Below are 16058 nucleotides of genomic sequence, written 5' to 3'. Positions count from 1 at the left end.
CATCTGGGCCTTATGTCAGGCGGTGGGACACCCTACCCCAACGTAGGGCATATATCTGAGAGGGTAACACCTATGGCTATCGAAGCTCCGGCAACGCGTCCGGCCAATCCGCGTTTTTCTTCTGGCCCATGCGCCAAAATCCCTACATTTTCGTTGGACAAGCTGGCTGATGCGCCTTTGGGCCGCTCGCACCGTGCAGCTGTCGGCAAAGAAAAGCTGAAAGCAGCCATCGAAAACACTCGTGAAATTCTGGGCATCCCTGCTGACTATCACATCGGCATCGTTCCTGCGTCCGACACCGGCGCGGTTGAAATGGCTATGTGGTCGCTGCTGGGCGAACGTCCTGCTGAAATGGTTGCTTGGGAATCGTTCGGCGCTGGCTGGGTCACCGACGTTGTGAAACAGCTGAAAATCGAAGCCAACGTTCACACCGCTGAATACGGCGAAATCGTTGATTTCACCAAAGTGAACTTTGACAACGACGTTGTGTTCACGTGGAACGGCACCACTTCGGGCGTGCGCGTCCCGAACGGCGATTTCATCCCTGCGGACCGCGCTGGTCTGACCATCTGTGACGCGACCTCGGCTGCGTTTGCACAGGATCTGGCTTGGGACAAACTGGATGTCGTAACCTTCTCTTGGCAGAAAGTTATGGGCGGCGAAGCAGCACACGGTATGCTGATCCTGTCCCCACGCGCAGTTGAGCGTCTGGAAAACTACACCCCAGCATGGCCACTGCCAAAAATCTTCCGCCTGACCAAAGGCGGCAAACTGATCGACGGTATCTTCCGCGGTGAAACCATCAACACGCCTTCGATGTTGGCGGTTGAGGATTATCTGGTCGCGCTAGATTGGGCCAAAGAAGTTGGCGGTCTGCAAGGTCTGTTCGCGCGTGCGAATGCCAACGCTCAGGCGATTTTCGATTTCTGCGAAACCCGCGACTGGATCGACAACCTGGCTGTTGACCCAGCGACCCGTTCGAACACTTCGGTTTGCCTGAAATTCACCGACGATCGCATCAAAGACGGCGCTGCATTCGCCAAAGCTGTTGCAAAGCGTCTGGAAAAAGAAGGCATCGCGCTGGACATCGGTGCATATCGTGACGCGCCTGCTGGTCTGCGCATCTGGGCTGGTGCAACGGTTGAAACCGCTGACATCAACGCAATGCTGCCTTGGCTGGAATACGCGTTCAACGCTGAAATCGAAGCGCAAGCCTAATCGATCTTATTTCGGGCGCGGGCCCATCCCCGCGCCTATTCCCCCTATCCTTATCTACTGTGGAAGGAGCCCATCATGGCCCCCAAAGTTCTGATTTCCGATAAACTGTCCAACGCAGCTGTGCAGATCTTTAAAGATCGCGGCATCGACGTGGATTTCCGCCCTGAACTGGGCAAAGACAAAGACGCTCTGCTGGCTGTTATCGACCAGTACGACGGTCTGGCGATCCGTTCGGCAACCAAAGCGACCGACAAAATCATCGCTGCTGCGACCAACCTAAAGGTCATCGGCCGCGCTGGTATCGGCACCGATAACATCGACAAAGAAGCCGCTTCGAAAAAAGGCGTCATTGTCATGAACACGCCGTTCGGCAACATGATCACCACCGCTGAACACGCGATCGCCATGATGTTCGCTGTTGCACGTCAGATCCCAGAAGCGTCGGCATCCACCCACGCTGGCAAATGGGAAAAGTCGAAATTCATGGGTGTTGAACTGACCGGCAAAACGCTGGGCGTTATTGGTGCAGGTAACATCGGTTCCATCGTGATCGACCGCGCTCAGGGCCTGAAAATGAAGGTCGTTGCATACGATCCATTCCTGTCCGAAGAACGCGCAGACAAAATCGGCGTAGAAAAAGTCGAACTGGAAGAGCTGCTGACACGCGCTGATTTCATCACGCTGCACGTTCCACTGACCGATTCCACCCGCAACATCCTGTCGGCTGAAAACATCGCGAAAACCAAAAAAGGCGTTCGCATCATCAACTGTGCACGCGGCGGTCTGGTAGACGAAGTTGCACTGGCCGAAGCCCTGAAATCGGGCCACGTTGCCGGCGCTGCTTTCGACGTATTCTCGGAAGAGCCAGCAACCGAAAACCCACTGTTCAACCTGCCGAACGTTGTTTGTACCCCACACTTGGGCGCAGCAACCACCGAAGCACAGGAAAACGTGGCGCTGCAAGTTGCAGAACAGATGGCGGATTACCTGCTGACCGGCGCTGTTTCGAACGCACTGAACACCCCATCCGTGACCGCAGAAGAAGCCAAAGTCATGGGCCCATGGGTGAAACTGTCAACTCACTTGGGTAACTTCATCGGTCAGATGACCGACGAGCCGATCAAAGCGATCAACATCCTGTACGATGGTGAAGTTCAGGACATGAACTTGGCTGCTCTGACCTCGGCTGTGGTTGCTGGCATCATGAAAAAGGGCAACCCTGACGTGAACGTCGTGTCCGCACCAGTGATCGCAAAAGAACGCGGTGTGAAAATCTCGACCACCACTCAGGACCAGTCGGGCGCATTCGAAGGCTACATCAAAGTGACTGTCGTCACCGAAGCCAAAGAACGTTCGGTTGCAGGCACCGTATTCTCGGACGGCAAACCACGTTTCATCCAGATCAAAGGCATCAACGTGGACGCCGAAGTTGGAGAAAACATGCTGTACACCACGAACGAAGACGTTCCAGGCATCATCGGTACCCTGGGTTCGGTTCTGGGCGACAATGGCGTGAACATCGCAAACTTTACCCTGGGCCGTTCCGAAGCCCGCGGCGAAGCGATCGCTCTGCTGTATGTTGACGATGCACTGAGCCAAGCGACCTTGGACGCGCTGGCAGCAACTGGCCGCTTCAAGCAGGTTAAACCGCTGACCTTTGATATTGCCTAAGGCACACAGGTTCAGATGAATTAAAGGGGGCGGTTTTCCGCCCCCTTTTGTTTTTTCCCGTGACAGGGAACACTATTGGCATAGGTTTTAAACCAAAGACATTTGAAAGACCCATATGATTTACGCGATTGGCGACATCCACGGCCAAATTGAACAGATGGATAAAGCGCTGGCGATGATTGACGCAGACGGCGGCCCTGACGCTCATATCGTTTTTCTGGGCGATTACACCGACCGCGGGCCAGATAGCCGCGCGGTTGTCCAAAAACTAATCGACGGCGTTGCTGCGGGCAAAAACTGGACCGTGCTGCGCGGCAACCACGACCGTATGTTTGTGCGCTATGTGACCCAGGGCATCGAACACGACGAACGCATTCTATCGGGCAAAGGATGGCTGAACCCATCGCTGGGCGGACGGGAAACGCTGGCGTCCTATGGCGTTGATCCTGATGCGGAGAATGTTCTGGAACTGGCAAAAGCAGCCGTACCAACCGAACATATGGAGTTTCTGTCGTCCCGCGATCTGTGGTTTGAAAGCGACGATCTGCTGTTTGTGCACGCAGGCATCAAACCCAACGTCGCCATGCAAGATCAGGACGAAGACGACCTAATTTGGATCCGTGACGGGTATCTGGATTACACCGATCCGCACTTTAAACTGATCGTTCATGGGCACACTGCACTGGACGAACCCACCCATTTCGGCAACCGCGTCGATCTGGATACAGGTGCAGGCTATGGTCGCCCCATCGTTCCTGCGGTATTTGATGGCAAAGACTGCTATATCCTGACCGAAACCGGACGACAGGCGCTATTGCCCGCGTCCTAAGAGGCGCACAATGCCGATTGAGTTTACATCGCTATCTGATCTGATGTCGCACGGGTTTGATACCGTGATCGACGTCAGATCGCCCGCTGAATACGCCGAAGACCACGTACCAGACGCGATCAGCTTGCCCGCGATGTCGAACGAAGAACGCGCCAAGGTCGGCACGATCTACAAACAGGTCAGCCCCTTTGACGCCCGCAAAATCGGCGCAGCAATCGTGTCGCGCAATGTGGCCCATCATCTGGAAACCGCATTGGCGGACAAAGACGGCGGGTGGAAACCTTTGGTCTATTGCTGGCGCGGCGGGCAGCGGTCTGGGTCGGTTGCGATCATCCTGAAACAAATCGGGTGGCGGGCAGATACCATAGCAGGCGGCTATCGCACCTATCGCCGTTTCGTGTTTCAAGACCTGCACGAAAAACCGCTGCCGCACCGCGTTGTCCTACTGGACGGCAACACGGGCACCGCGAAAACGGATATTCTGAAACGCCTACCCGCCCATGGAATCCAAATTCTAGACCTAGAGGGCGCAGCACAGCACCGCGGATCAATGTTAGGCGGCATGGTAGGCGGACAGCCCGATCAAAAAGCGTTTGAATCGACGATCGCCTGCGCCTTGGCCCGCATGGACCCGACCCGCCCTGTCGTGATCGAAGCCGAAAGCAGCAAGATCGGCAAAATCAACATCCCGCCCAGCCTGTGGTCCGCTATGTGCGCCGCGCCCCGCATTGATATCGGTGCGCCCCTGGACGAACGTGCGCGTTATCTGGCTGGTGCGTATCATGATCTGTCAAATGACGCGGACCGCCTGATGGCTCGGCTACAGCCCCTACGCCAGCACCGCAGCCATGCGACCGTGGACAAATGGGAACAACTGTTCGCGGATGGTGACATGCACGGGTTTGCCGCCGCACTGATGCAAGATCATTACGATCCGTCCTATGCCAAATCCCGTGCGGTTCACACGCCAACGGTGTTGCATACAATCGAACCCTCGGACCTGACTGAGACCGGTCAGGCCGCCGCTGCAACACAACTGGCTGATATCATCAAATCACTTTGATCCCTGGGCTTTCGGTGAAATGCCCAATGATCGAGGCGTGATGGCCGCATAGCCATAGCTTTTTCTGAATCTCTTCGGCCTGATCCCCGCGTACGGCAGCCATTAGACCGCCCGCTGTTTGGGGATCAAACAACAGATCGAAAACAGGGCCTTGTTTGCCAAAAACAGACTCTACACCAGCCCGATTTTCATTCCAGAGGCTGGATTTGACCCCGTTTTCTGCCAATTCAAATGCACCATCTAACAACGGAACAGAGTCTGTTTTGATCTCTGCCCCGACACCTGAATGATCGCACATACCTGACAGATGGCCCGCGATGCCAAAGCCGGTCAAATCAGTCATAGCGCGGGCATGATCGCGCAAGATACGAGATGCCATGCCTTGCGGTTCGGCCATTTGCGACAGGGCCGCGGTAACGTCAGCACCGCGTGCTTTGCGCTGCATATCCGCAGCCATGATGACGCCAGTCCCAATAGGCTTGGTCAAAATGATCGCATCGCCCGCATGGGCGCCCTTTAGTGTGATCGGATCGCCATCGCATAGGCCGGTAACGGTAAACCCGATGGTCAGTTCTGCCCCGACTGAGCTATGCCCGCCAATGATTTCTGCTCCGGCTGCTTTGGCCACCGTAGACGCCCCAGCGACGATTTCGGACAACATGCGTTGCTGCAATTCAGACGATAGGCGTGGCAGGATCACCGTCATGGTCATGGCCTGTGGATCACCACCCATAGCCCAGACATCGCCCAACGCATGAACCGCCGCAATCCGCGCCATGTCATAGGGGTCTTCTATAAAACTACGCAGGTGATCCGTACTCATCACTTGTGTCGCATTCCCGACCTTGATCACGGCAGCATCATCACCCGATAGAAACGATACATCGGCGCGGGTCGGCGCGGGCAGGGCATCCAGCGCGTCACCTAATGCAGCGCGCCCAACTTTGGATCCGCAACCGCCACACATTGGCTGATAACCCAATGCCTCGGCCACACCTTGGGCGGCGTTTCGAGGAATTTTCGGTGCCCCCATCTGGGGTAATTCATAGAATTTGCGCATAAAGGTTCGATCAATGTGGTTTTTCCATTTCCACACCCAGCCACCTTTGATGATCCGTCCGAATTTTTCGCCCAGCGCTGCTTGCTCACCCAGTGAAATAAGCTTGAGGTAATCCTTTTGCGGATTGAACGGTTTCATCTGCGGCGACAACGTATTCCCGCGCAAGGCGACAGACAGGTTGTGATATAAAATCGGCGCAGCGCGAACCGCATAGACCCCTGCCTTTGGCCGTGGATCGTAGACCAGATTGGCACAATCGCCGACAGCAAAGACATTCAAATCACTGGTCTGCAGGGTTTCAGATACCGTCAGGTAGCCGTCTTGATGTTCTAACCCTGTTGTTGATAGCCACCCATGCGCACGGGCCCCAGCAACGCCGACAACAAAATCGGCATCGATCTGATCACCATTTTCCAGCTTTACACCATCTTCGTGAACAGACCGCACAGACGCGTTGTCGTACATCTGAATGCCTAGTTCGGCCAATTCACGCCGCAACATACCCCGAGGTTTTTCATCGAATTCACCTGCGATATCGCTACGATCAATGATCGACACCGTCGCGTCTTTGTCGCGAAGCGCATGGGCCATTGCCATCGACAATTCAATCCCGCCGACGCCTCCTCCTATTACTGCAACCTTGGGATTTGATGTGCTACCACGATAGGCATCCCACCGCTGGGCAAAGGTATCCAGGGGCTTGGCCGGTACAGCGTATTTGGCGAAACCGTCGATGTCGGGCATATCTGTTGTGATCCCGATATCGATCGACGCGATGTCATAGTTGATCGCTGGACGCCCCTCGATCGCGATTTTTCGCGCCTCGATGTCGATACCCGTCGCTTTGGCCATAATGATCCGCGCGCCCGCGAAACGGGCCAATTTCACCAGATCAATGTCCAGATCATCACGCGTGTAGTGACCTGCTACGAAACCTGGCAACATGCCTGTGTATGGCGCGGTCGGGCCGGGGTTAATGACCGTAACACGGACACCCGGCACGGGTTTCATCCCCCACATACGCAACACCAGTGCATGTGCATGTCCGCCCCCGATCAAAACCAAATCGCGGGTCACTGGAATATCGTTTTGCATCAACGCGTCTTTCTAATCGTAACCTGTCATTTCCAGATACCCAACGCCGCCGTGTGATCCGGTCACCGTGACGGGGCCTTCCCAATAGGGAACAGATACGGGCAGATAAGCATCTGGATTAATTGCGTTTACGATTACATCTACCCCTTGCAAGGGCAAGGTCACGCGCCATTCCACCGGCAAAGTTACGCCTGCGGTTTCATGTACCGTTATTGGTTCGGCTAAAAACGCGCCATCTGAGTAAGCCGTTACGCCTCCGTCCGCACTGATCCAACTGGCTGATGTATAGGTATCCGTCCCGCGCAACTGGAACCCCATCAATTTGTCGCCCGTATCGAAAGACAAAGAAAACCAATCCCAGCCAGACTGATCAGAGGCCAGCGGTTGCGACGACCATTCACGGTCCATCCACGCCTGACCCATCACAGGGATTTCAGCGCCATCGACGAATATAGAACCTGAAACACGGATATATGGCTGCGAATAATAATAGGACGCCTGACCAGCCGAGGATTTGACCGACAGGCCGTTGTCGCCGTGGAAAACTAATGGACCGTCGAATTGCAGATCTAGGTGATAGGCCCAATCTGCGCCTTGCGCGGTCATATGGTTGTCCGTCAGTTCCCATTCGTCGATCCATACATCCAGCGAGGTATCTTTGGCACCCGCCTGACCTATGCCGGACCTGCCAAACCGTTCTGCATAATAATGATCGGTCGGGGTGGTTAGGGCCGCGTGCCCCAGCCAAATCTGGGGCGCGCCCCATCCAGTGCCCATTTCAGGCTCTAACGCGTTCCGAAACACTGTCCATTGCGCGCCGTATTGCGTCCCGTCAGGGCCCGTAAGATTGGCTGTGACATACCACCATTCGATCCGAAATTCAGGATGCGCGCCGTGATCCTCGGGAAACATGAATTGATATCCCGCGGTCGGAACCGCGAACCCATCCACCGTTTCACCCAGCCCAGCAAACCCCTGAGCCATTGCACACATCGGCAAAATGCACAGCACGATCGCTTTAACGTTCATTTGCGAATACCTTTGTTAGATCAGCAGGGGGCATGCGCGCGATCCGCACGGCGGGCCAAATCGCTGCGATGATCGCTGCGACAACAGCTTGGATCCCCAACACTGCGTAATCCACCGGGAAAACCTGCATCGGCAAACGCCATCCAAAGGCGGCCACATTCACAACGGCCAAAAGCACCCAAGCCAACGCTAACCCGACAGGCAGTGCAATGACGGCCGTTCCGATGGCCAAAATCACAGCGCGGGCCAATTCGATCCAGCCCAATTGGCGCCTGTCCAATCCAATCGCCCAGACAGGTGCCAATTGCGGCAATCGCATGCCCGCCAAGGTCAACAACGACATCAGGATCGCAAAGCCAGCAACGCCCAACGTCAGAACGTTTAGCGATGCGGTGACGGTAAAGGTTCTTTCAAAAACCTCCATTGAATAGGCTTTCAACGCGTTTTGATCGATGACGTCTTGACCAGATAAACCGAATTCTTCCCGCGCTTCGGCCATAAACTCTGACATCCGCTCGGGCGCGATACGGATACCAAACGAAGTTGCCGCGCTATCGGGATAGGCCTGTAAGAAAAGGTCGCGTCCGATAATCACTTGTCCGATAGGGTTTCCGTAGTCCCCATAGACGCCAACAACCGGTAACGCGACCCCAGCGACCACAATCACGTCACCAACCTTATATCCGCCGCGATATGACAGTTGTTCGTTAATAGCTGCGCCATCGCCCGCATGGATCGTTTCCCACGCGTCCTGCTTTGCAGATAAGAACGCCCAATGATCACGATAAGTCTGGTGCGCCACAGGACCATACAGCTCTGTTGGAATCCCGCTGATGTTCACGTCCGCCTTATCAATCGGAAGGATTGCATCAACACGGCCCGCTGCCCAATCAACAAAATTTTGGCCCTGTTCGGCTGATTTAGTGTCTATATAAACTTCGGACGCCAGCCGCTGATCCAGAAAACCCTGAAACGTGTTGCGGAAAGAACCAACCATGGTCGACACACCGATATTTGCGGCCATCGCCAACATTAATGCGGCCAACGCGAGCGATAATCCCGGCATTTGCTGGCGCGTATCGGCCCAGAACCATTTGGCAATAGGGCCAGACGCAGATCGTTCAGTACCCGCTAGAAATAGCGTCCAAACGACAGGGACCAATGACGCGGCACCAATCAAAAGTGCCGCCAAAATTGCAAAGCCTGCCAACAATCCCGTCGCAAATAGTGACAGTATCCCAGCCGCGGCGATCAACCCGATGCCGATCACAGATAAAACAACCTGCCCCCGCCCCGACTGCATCGCCCAACTGCGGGGTTGGGCAATTTTCAGGATCGGCATACGTGCAATCGATAACAAAGCCCTGATCGAGGCTATCATTGCCCCCACGACGGCGATACCCAACCCGCTGATCCACCATATCGGGCGCAAGGTCAGCGTGCCGCCAACCTCTGCCCCGTAAAGACCACGCAGCGTCGCCGCGACATCAGGCAACAAGGCAGACGCAATAAAATAGCCAAGGATCACACCAATTGCGCCCGCCAAAATCGCGATCACCAACAGTTCTAACGCCATCACGGTGATAATCTGACCTAACGGTGCCCCAACTGACCGCAGGGTCCGGACCAACGGCCGCCGTTGTTCAAAGATCAAACCAACCGCACCATGCACGATAAATATCCCAACAACGAACGATAGCAGTCCAAAGGCGGTCAGATTCAGGTGAAAGCTATCAGTCAACTGTGCGATATCAGTCTCACCGCTTGCCTCAAGAATCACGAGTTCAGGCGAAATAGAGTCTAATTTTTCTTGAAACAGAGGCTGAACTGGGTTCACAACCAGGTAGGAAATATCGGCGCCCGTCAGGTCAGAAACAACACCTATATCACCGACCGCCGTACCGGGCGGTAGATCAGCGTCAACAACGGTAGTTACGGTTTTCGACGTAATTTTCACATTTTCCGCAACCCATAAAGTTGGGGTACTGGGCGTGACTGACTGGCTATCATCCAGAACAAAATCTGGCATTGTCAGGACGTCTATTCCCGCCACTTGGGTGCCATCCAGGTCCGCAACAATGACTGGCGATACCAACCAACCAGCGCGCCGTAACGCAACAAAGGTGTCGACTGATATGGAACCACCATCGGCCCGTTCGATCCGATCAAATCCCCCTGTCAGTTCATCCGACGCCGCCGCATAGCTTGCCCGTGCTTCGGCGTTAATGGCCTGAACGCCCGACCACAGCGCGGTGGCCAAGGCCAACCCCATAACAAGCGTAAACAACTGCAGCGGCATACGCCGCCAGTGGCTTAGGACCGCCGACCAGATCGCACGGGTCATGCCACCTGCCCATGGCTCAAGTGCAGACGACGGTCCATCGCATGCGCGATCTTTTCGGAATGGGTCACCATCAACATCGCAGTGCCCGTTTCACGAACCAACTGGTTCATGACTGCCATCACGGCGTCGGCACTGGTTTCATCCAAATTTCCTGTCGGCTCATCCGCCAAAATGATTTTCGGCTTTGCCGCCAAAGAACGCGCGATTGCAACACGCTGTTGCTGACCCCCAGACAGTTGTTCTGGGTACTTTGTCAGTTGATCAGCTAACCCCATTTCTGATGCCAGATCTGCCGCATAGCTGGGGTCGTGGCGCCTCGCCAATCGCGCCTGAAACGCAATGTTATCGGCCACCGTCAATGATGGGATCAGGTTGAATTGCTGAAACACAATGCCCAGCGTTGTTCGCCGCAATTGCGCCTGCTGTTTATCGGACATCGCGCCAATATCACGTCCGTCGATCACAACCTGCCCGGCGTCAGGGCGATCCAGTCCGCCGACCAAATGCAGGATCGTGCTTTTGCCGCTGCCGGATTCGCCCGTCAGTGCCAGCGTTTCGCCAGCGGCCAGATCAAACGACACGCCCTGCAAAATCTGCAACGTCTGCCCACCTAAGGCATATGATTTGCGCAGATCACGGACCGACAGCATCTATCAATCCTTGGTATCTGGATACGCGCGGCTAAAGGCCCAAGTGTCACCATCCGACAGGTCCGCGTCATAGGCATAGCCGCCCGTGGCAAAGCCTTTGATCGCTTCGGCATCGGTCAGGCGGTTTTCAATGATGTAGCGGGCCATCGCACCGCGCGCACGTTTGGCGAAAAAGCTGACGATTTTCGCTTTGCCGTCTTTGATTTCATAGAACTGCGGCGTGATCACGCGCAGTTTCAGCGCCTTGGTGTCTGCGGCGTGGAAATATTCTTGGCTCGCGCAGTTGACCAGAATGTCGGTGCCAATCGCCTCGGCTTCGGTATTCAGGGTCTTGGCAATCTGATCGCCCCAGTATTCGTACAGATTTTTACCGCGGCGGGTTTTCAGTTTGCTGCCCATTTCCAATCGGTAGGGCTGCATCGCGTCGAGCGGGCGCAGCAGGCCGTACATGCCCGACAGAATGCGCAGGTGGTCTTGGGCCCACTTGATGTCGTCTTCGTCCAGCGTTTTTGCCTCTAACCCTTTGTAGGTATCGCCGTCGAAGGCGTAGACGGCCGCCTTAACCGCGTCAGCATCTGGCGTTTCGGTGTAGGCCTTGAACCGATCGCGGTTCAATTTTGCCAGATTGTCGGAAATGGACATCAGGGATTTTAGATCGCCCAGCGTCAGGTTCCGCGCGGTTTTGGCAAGGCTTAGCGCCTCTTTGGGGAACATGATGTCGGTGGTTTCGATGTCAACAGGCGACAAATCCAACGATTTTGCGGGCGATACGACGATTAGCATTCCTGATCTCCTTACTTCCGCGCAGAACCTAGCATTCGGGTCCAAAAACAAAAGGGCAGGATCAATAGACCCTGCCCTATCATTACGCACAAAAGCGGAAATCAGTTCAGTCGCGCACCGGTTTCTGGGGCGAAATAGCTGACTTTGCTAAGGTCGAACGCCATTGGCAGTGCTGCGCCCGGCGTTGCGGTGGTTTCTGCGTGCAGGCGTGCAGTGACCTGTTTGCCGCCCAAGTGCGACACAACATAGGTATCCGCGCCCGCAGGTTCGACCATTTCGACCATGCAGTCTGCCGTCTGAACGTTGTCGCCCGAACGATAGCCAGCCTCGGCAATGTCTTCGGGGCGCAGGCCCAGAATTACGTCCGCAGGCAAATTGGCGTTCTGCGTGTCTTTCAGAACCAAAGGCTCTGCCGCTGGACGGTCGATCACGATTTCGGTCGCGCCGCCGTTTGCACGGGTTTTCGCAGGGATCAGGTTCATCGCAGGCGAGCCCATGAAATCAGCTACGAACAGGTTTGCAGGACGGTTGTAGATTTCCGCAGGCGATCCGATTTGCTGGATCACGCCGCCTTTCATCACAACGATCTTGGTCGCCAGAGTCATCGCTTCGATCTGGTCGTGGGTCACGTAAACCATCGACGCGTTCAGGTTCTGGTGCAGTTTCTTGATCTCGGTCCGCATTTCGACGCGCAGTTTGGCGTCTAGGTTGGACAAAGGTTCGTCGAACAGGAACAGCGCAGGGTCACGAACCAATGCGCGGCCCATGGCAACACGCTGACGCTGACCGCCCGACAACTGACCCGGACGACGGTTCAGCAGCTGTTCGATCTGCAACTGCGCTGCGACTTCTTGCAGTTTTTTGTCTTGGGTCGCTTGATCCACACCGCGCACTTTCATGCCAAAAGTGATGTTTTTGGCAACCGACATGGTCGGGTATAGCGCGTAGGACTGGAACACCATTGCGATGTTGCGGTCCTTTGGCGACACCTCGGTCATGTCCTGACCTGCGATGCTAATCGATCCGCCGGTGATCGGTTCCAGACCTGCGATACAGTTCAGCAGGGTGGATTTACCGCAGCCCGATGGGCCAACCAGCACCAGGAAGTCGCCCGGCTCGATCGACACGTTGATGTCTTTCAGAATTTCGGTCGAACCGTAATTCTTTTTCAGGTTTTTGATATCCAGAATAGGAGCCATCGGGATTATCCTTTTACGGAACCAGCGGTCAGACCGCGGATGAAGTATTTGCCAGCCACGACGTAAACGAGAAGCGTAGGAAGAGCGGCGATGATGGCAGCGGCCATATCGACGTTGTATTCTTTCACGCCCGTGGTGGAGTTAACGATATTGTTCAGGGCCACGGTGATCGGCTGCGTCCCCGCCTGAGAGAACGAAACGCCGAACAAGAAGTCGTTCCAGATCTGTGTGAACTGCCAAATGACGGTCACAACGATGATCGGCAGCGACAGTGGCAGAAAGATCGACCAGAAGATGCGGAAGAATCCCGCGCCGTCGACTTTGGCCGCTTTGACCAATTCCTGTGGGATCGTGACGTAGTAGTTGCGGAAGAAAAGGGTGGTAAAGCCCAAACCATAAACCACGTGCACGAAAATCAGCCCCGGGATGGTACCCGCAAGGCCCAGTTTGCCCAGCGTGGTTGCCATCGGCAGCAGAACAACCTGAAACGGGATAAAGCAACCGAACAGCATCAGCGAAAAGATGATGTTTGCGCCTTTGAATCTCCATTGTGCAACGACATAGCCGTTCATCGCACCCAATAGGGTGGAAATCATAACCGCTGGCACCGCAATCAGAACCGAGTTCCAGAAATAAGGCTGGAGGCCTTCGCACTGGATGCCGGTACATGCGCCCGACCATGCGGTGCGCCACGCGTCAAACGTGACATCGCGCGGTAGGGCCACCAGCGAACCAGTGCGGATTTCGTCCAAGCTTTTCAGCGATGTGGTCAACATCACGAAAAGCGGCATCAGGTAATACAGCGCAAAGATGCCTAGCAGGATGTACAGGATCCAGCGCAGAGCGATCTTGCTCAGCCCGCCACTGCGGGCGTTGGTGACAGTCATATCAGTCATTTTTCGCCGCCCTCAGCTCGGAATACAGGTAAGGCACAACAATCGCGAACACGACAGCCATCATGATCATGGCCGAGGATGCCGCCTGACCGATGTCACCGCGCGAAAACGCCATTGCGTACATGTAAGTCGCAGGCAGGTCAGTCGCGTAACCTGGTCCGCCGCCCGTCAGCGCGATAACCAGATCGAACGATTTGATCGCAAGGTGCGACAGCACGATGAACGCGGACAAGAAAATCGGAGCCATCGACGGAATGATGATCGCCGAATAGATGCGCCATGTTGGAATGCCGTCGACTTGGGCCGCTTTGATGATTTCGCCGTCTACGGAACGCAGACCTGCAAGGAACAGCGCCATAACAAAACCGGACGACTGCCAAACACCCGCAATAACAACGGTGTAGATGGCCAAATCGCTATTCACGAGCCAATCGAATTTGAAATCTTCGTAACCCCAGCCGCGCACCATGGCTTCGATGCCTAGGCCTGGGTTCAGGATCCACTTCCATGCGGTACCGGTTACGATCATCGATAGCGCCATCGGGTACAGATAGATGGTGCGGATCACGCCTTCGGTGCGGATTTTTTGATCCAGAAGGATCGCCAACAAAAGGCCTAGGATCATCGAGATAACGATGAAAAGGGTACCAAAAATGAACAGGTTGTTCATGGCCGTGTCCCAACGCGGCGCAGCAAACAGGCGTTCGTACTGGATGAAACCTTCGATGTCGTATTTCGGCATTAGGCGCGAACGGGTCAGCGAAACCCACGCTGTCCATGCGATAAAGCCATATACGAAAAAGAGGATCGCCACAAAGGACGGGGCCAGCACCACCTTGGGGACATGGCGTTCAAGCCATTCTGACATGGGGTGTCTCCGTTAATAGAAAACCCCGCCCAGCATGACGCCGGGCGGGATTAGGGAGGGATGGATTACATCGAGTTTGCGACAGCGTCTGCCAGCATCTGAACAGCGTCAGCCGACGACATGTCAGAGTTGAAGTGTGCAGTCACAACATCAGTGATTGCGCCCGATTGTGCGCCGCGCAGCGCCATGCCGTGTGCATAGGATGGCAGCAGCGAACCGCGCTCGGACGTGCCCGACATGTCTTCTGCCGAAGTGTGCGCGCACACGTCGAATGCAGCCAGATCAACGTCGGTACGTGCTGGGATCGAACCTTTGTTCAGGTTGAAAACCTCTTGGAAGTTCGGGCCCATGATCAGTTCTGCCAGCAGAGCCTGACCAGCAACTTTGTCGTCACCGTCAACGTCGAACATCGCAAAGCTGTCTACGTTGTACAGGTAACCGTCACCTGGGGTCGATGCGCATAGGAAATCTTCGCCTGGAACTTTGCCAGCAGCCATGAATTCGCCTTTGGCCCAGTCACCCATGATCTGGAACGCCGCTTCGCCGTTCATGACCATTGCAGTTGCCAGGTTCCAGTCACGACCCGAGAAGTTGTCGTCGACATAGCCGCGCATGGTGCGCATCTGGTCGAATACAGCAACCATCGTGTCCGAAGTCAGCGCGTCCTGATCCAGTTCAACCAGCGCTTTGTGGAAGAATTCAGGACCACCTACGCCCAGAACAACGGTTTCGAATACGGTTGCGTCCTGCCAAGCCTGGCCACCGTGTGCCAGTGGGGTGATGCCAGCCGCCTGCAGTTTTTCTGCTGCTGCGTTGAATTCGTCCCAAGTGGTTGGCATTTCGATGCCGTTGGCTTCTAGGATGTCAGCGTTTGCCCAGATCCAGTCAACGCGGTGTACGTTAACAGGTGCTGCACACCAGCTGCCTTCGCACTGCATGTGCGCTGCGATCGATGCGGGCAGCAGGTTCGCCCAGTTTTCTGCTTCGGCAACTGCCGAAATGTCAGCCAGAACGCCTTCTTCGTACCATTCTTGGATCGCTGGGCCTTTCAGCTGAACAGCGGTCGGTGCGTTGCCCGACAGAACACGTGCGCGCAGTGCGGTCATCGCAGCGTCGCCGCCGCCGCCTGCTACAGGCATGTCGGTCCAGGTGCCGCCGTTTGCAGCGAATTCTTCTTGCAGAACAGCTACGGACTTCGCTTCGCCGCCCGACGTCCACCAGTGCAGAACTTCTGCCTGTGGTTCAGCGAATGCAGCGCCCGATGCGACGATTGCTACGGCAGAAGCTGCCGCGAATGTGAATTTTTTCATGTTTTCCTCCCATGATTCTGCCCAACTATCAGGCAGTGGTGCC

General features: G+C 55.4%; 13 protein-coding genes. 4 read left to right on the top strand and 9 right to left on the bottom strand.

What is annotated here, in order from left to right; all coding sequences use genetic code 11:
- Positions 1-72: 72 nt before the first annotated feature.
- The 4 genes from BVC71_RS08195 to mnmH all read left to right on the top strand — a co-directional run bounded on the left by BVC71_RS08195 (position 73) and on the right by mnmH (position 4781).
- A complete protein-coding gene (locus BVC71_RS08195) occupies positions 73-1218 on the top strand; it encodes a phosphoserine transaminase (RefSeq protein WP_086451141.1) in 1146 nt (381 codons plus the stop codon).
- Between the two features lie 75 nt (positions 1219-1293).
- Positions 1294-2889, top strand: a complete 1596-nt coding sequence (gene serA, locus BVC71_RS08190) for a phosphoglycerate dehydrogenase (protein WP_086451140.1) — start codon at positions 1294-1296, stop codon at positions 2887-2889.
- A gap of 115 nt (positions 2890-3004) precedes the next feature.
- Positions 3005-3718: a metallophosphoesterase family protein gene (locus BVC71_RS08185; RefSeq protein ID WP_086451139.1), complete on the top strand. Its 714-nt coding sequence runs from the start codon at positions 3005-3007 to the stop codon at positions 3716-3718.
- Positions 3719-3728: 10 nt separating this feature from the next.
- Positions 3729-4781: a tRNA 2-selenouridine(34) synthase MnmH gene (gene mnmH, locus BVC71_RS08180; protein ID WP_086451138.1), complete on the top strand. Its 1053-nt coding sequence runs from the start codon at positions 3729-3731 to the stop codon at positions 4779-4781.
- On the opposite strand, the gene selD is transcribed toward mnmH, so the two are convergent.
- The 9 genes from selD to BVC71_RS08135 form a co-directional block, all read right to left on the bottom strand.
- Complete coding sequence (selD, locus tag BVC71_RS08175) at positions 4768-6936, bottom strand: selenide, water dikinase SelD (RefSeq protein WP_086451137.1); 2169 nt, start codon at positions 6934-6936, stop codon at positions 4768-4770. The genes mnmH and selD overlap by 14 nt on opposite strands.
- A gap of 12 nt (positions 6937-6948) precedes the next feature.
- Entirely contained in the window at positions 6949-7965 is a 1017-nt protein-coding gene (locus BVC71_RS08170; protein WP_086451136.1) for a lipocalin-like domain-containing protein, read from the bottom strand.
- Positions 7955-10309 carry an FtsX-like permease family protein gene (locus BVC71_RS08165; RefSeq protein WP_086451135.1) on the bottom strand — a complete coding sequence of 785 codons (2355 nt, stop codon included), beginning with the start codon at positions 10307-10309 and terminating at the stop codon, positions 7955-7957. Before BVC71_RS08165 ends, BVC71_RS08170 begins: the two co-directional genes overlap by 11 nt.
- Positions 10306-10959: an ABC transporter ATP-binding protein gene (locus tag BVC71_RS08160; protein ID WP_086451134.1), complete on the bottom strand. Its 654-nt coding sequence runs from the start codon at positions 10957-10959 to the stop codon at positions 10306-10308. Before BVC71_RS08160 ends, BVC71_RS08165 begins: the two co-directional genes overlap by 4 nt.
- A 3-nt stretch (positions 10960-10962) precedes the next feature.
- A complete protein-coding gene (yaaA, locus tag BVC71_RS08155) occupies positions 10963-11742 on the bottom strand; it encodes a peroxide stress protein YaaA (protein ID WP_086451133.1) in 780 nt (259 codons plus the stop codon).
- A gap of 101 nt (positions 11743-11843) precedes the next feature.
- On the bottom strand, positions 11844-12941 hold the full coding sequence (locus BVC71_RS08150; protein ID WP_086451132.1) for an ABC transporter ATP-binding protein: 1098 nt from the start codon (positions 12939-12941) through the stop codon (positions 11844-11846).
- A gap of 5 nt (positions 12942-12946) precedes the next feature.
- Positions 12947-13837 carry a carbohydrate ABC transporter permease gene (locus BVC71_RS08145; protein WP_086451131.1) on the bottom strand — a complete coding sequence of 297 codons (891 nt, stop codon included), beginning with the start codon at positions 13835-13837 and terminating at the stop codon, positions 12947-12949.
- A complete protein-coding gene (locus BVC71_RS08140; protein ID WP_086451130.1) occupies positions 13830-14705 on the bottom strand; it encodes a carbohydrate ABC transporter permease in 876 nt (291 codons plus the stop codon). Before BVC71_RS08140 ends, BVC71_RS08145 begins: the two co-directional genes overlap by 8 nt.
- A 65-nt stretch (positions 14706-14770) precedes the next feature.
- Positions 14771-16015 (bottom strand): ABC transporter substrate-binding protein, encoded by a 1245-nt coding sequence (locus tag BVC71_RS08135; RefSeq protein ID WP_086451129.1) that lies wholly within the window; start codon positions 16013-16015, stop codon positions 14771-14773.
- Between the last annotated feature and the right edge of the window lie 43 nt (positions 16016-16058).

The sequence above is a fragment of the Marivivens niveibacter genome, from assembly GCF_002150005.2.
GTDB classification, from domain to species: domain Bacteria; phylum Pseudomonadota; class Alphaproteobacteria; order Rhodobacterales; family Rhodobacteraceae; genus Marivivens; species Marivivens niveibacter.
Note: the sequence above shows the minus strand (reverse complement) of the source record. Positions and strands in the feature narration are given on the sequence as shown.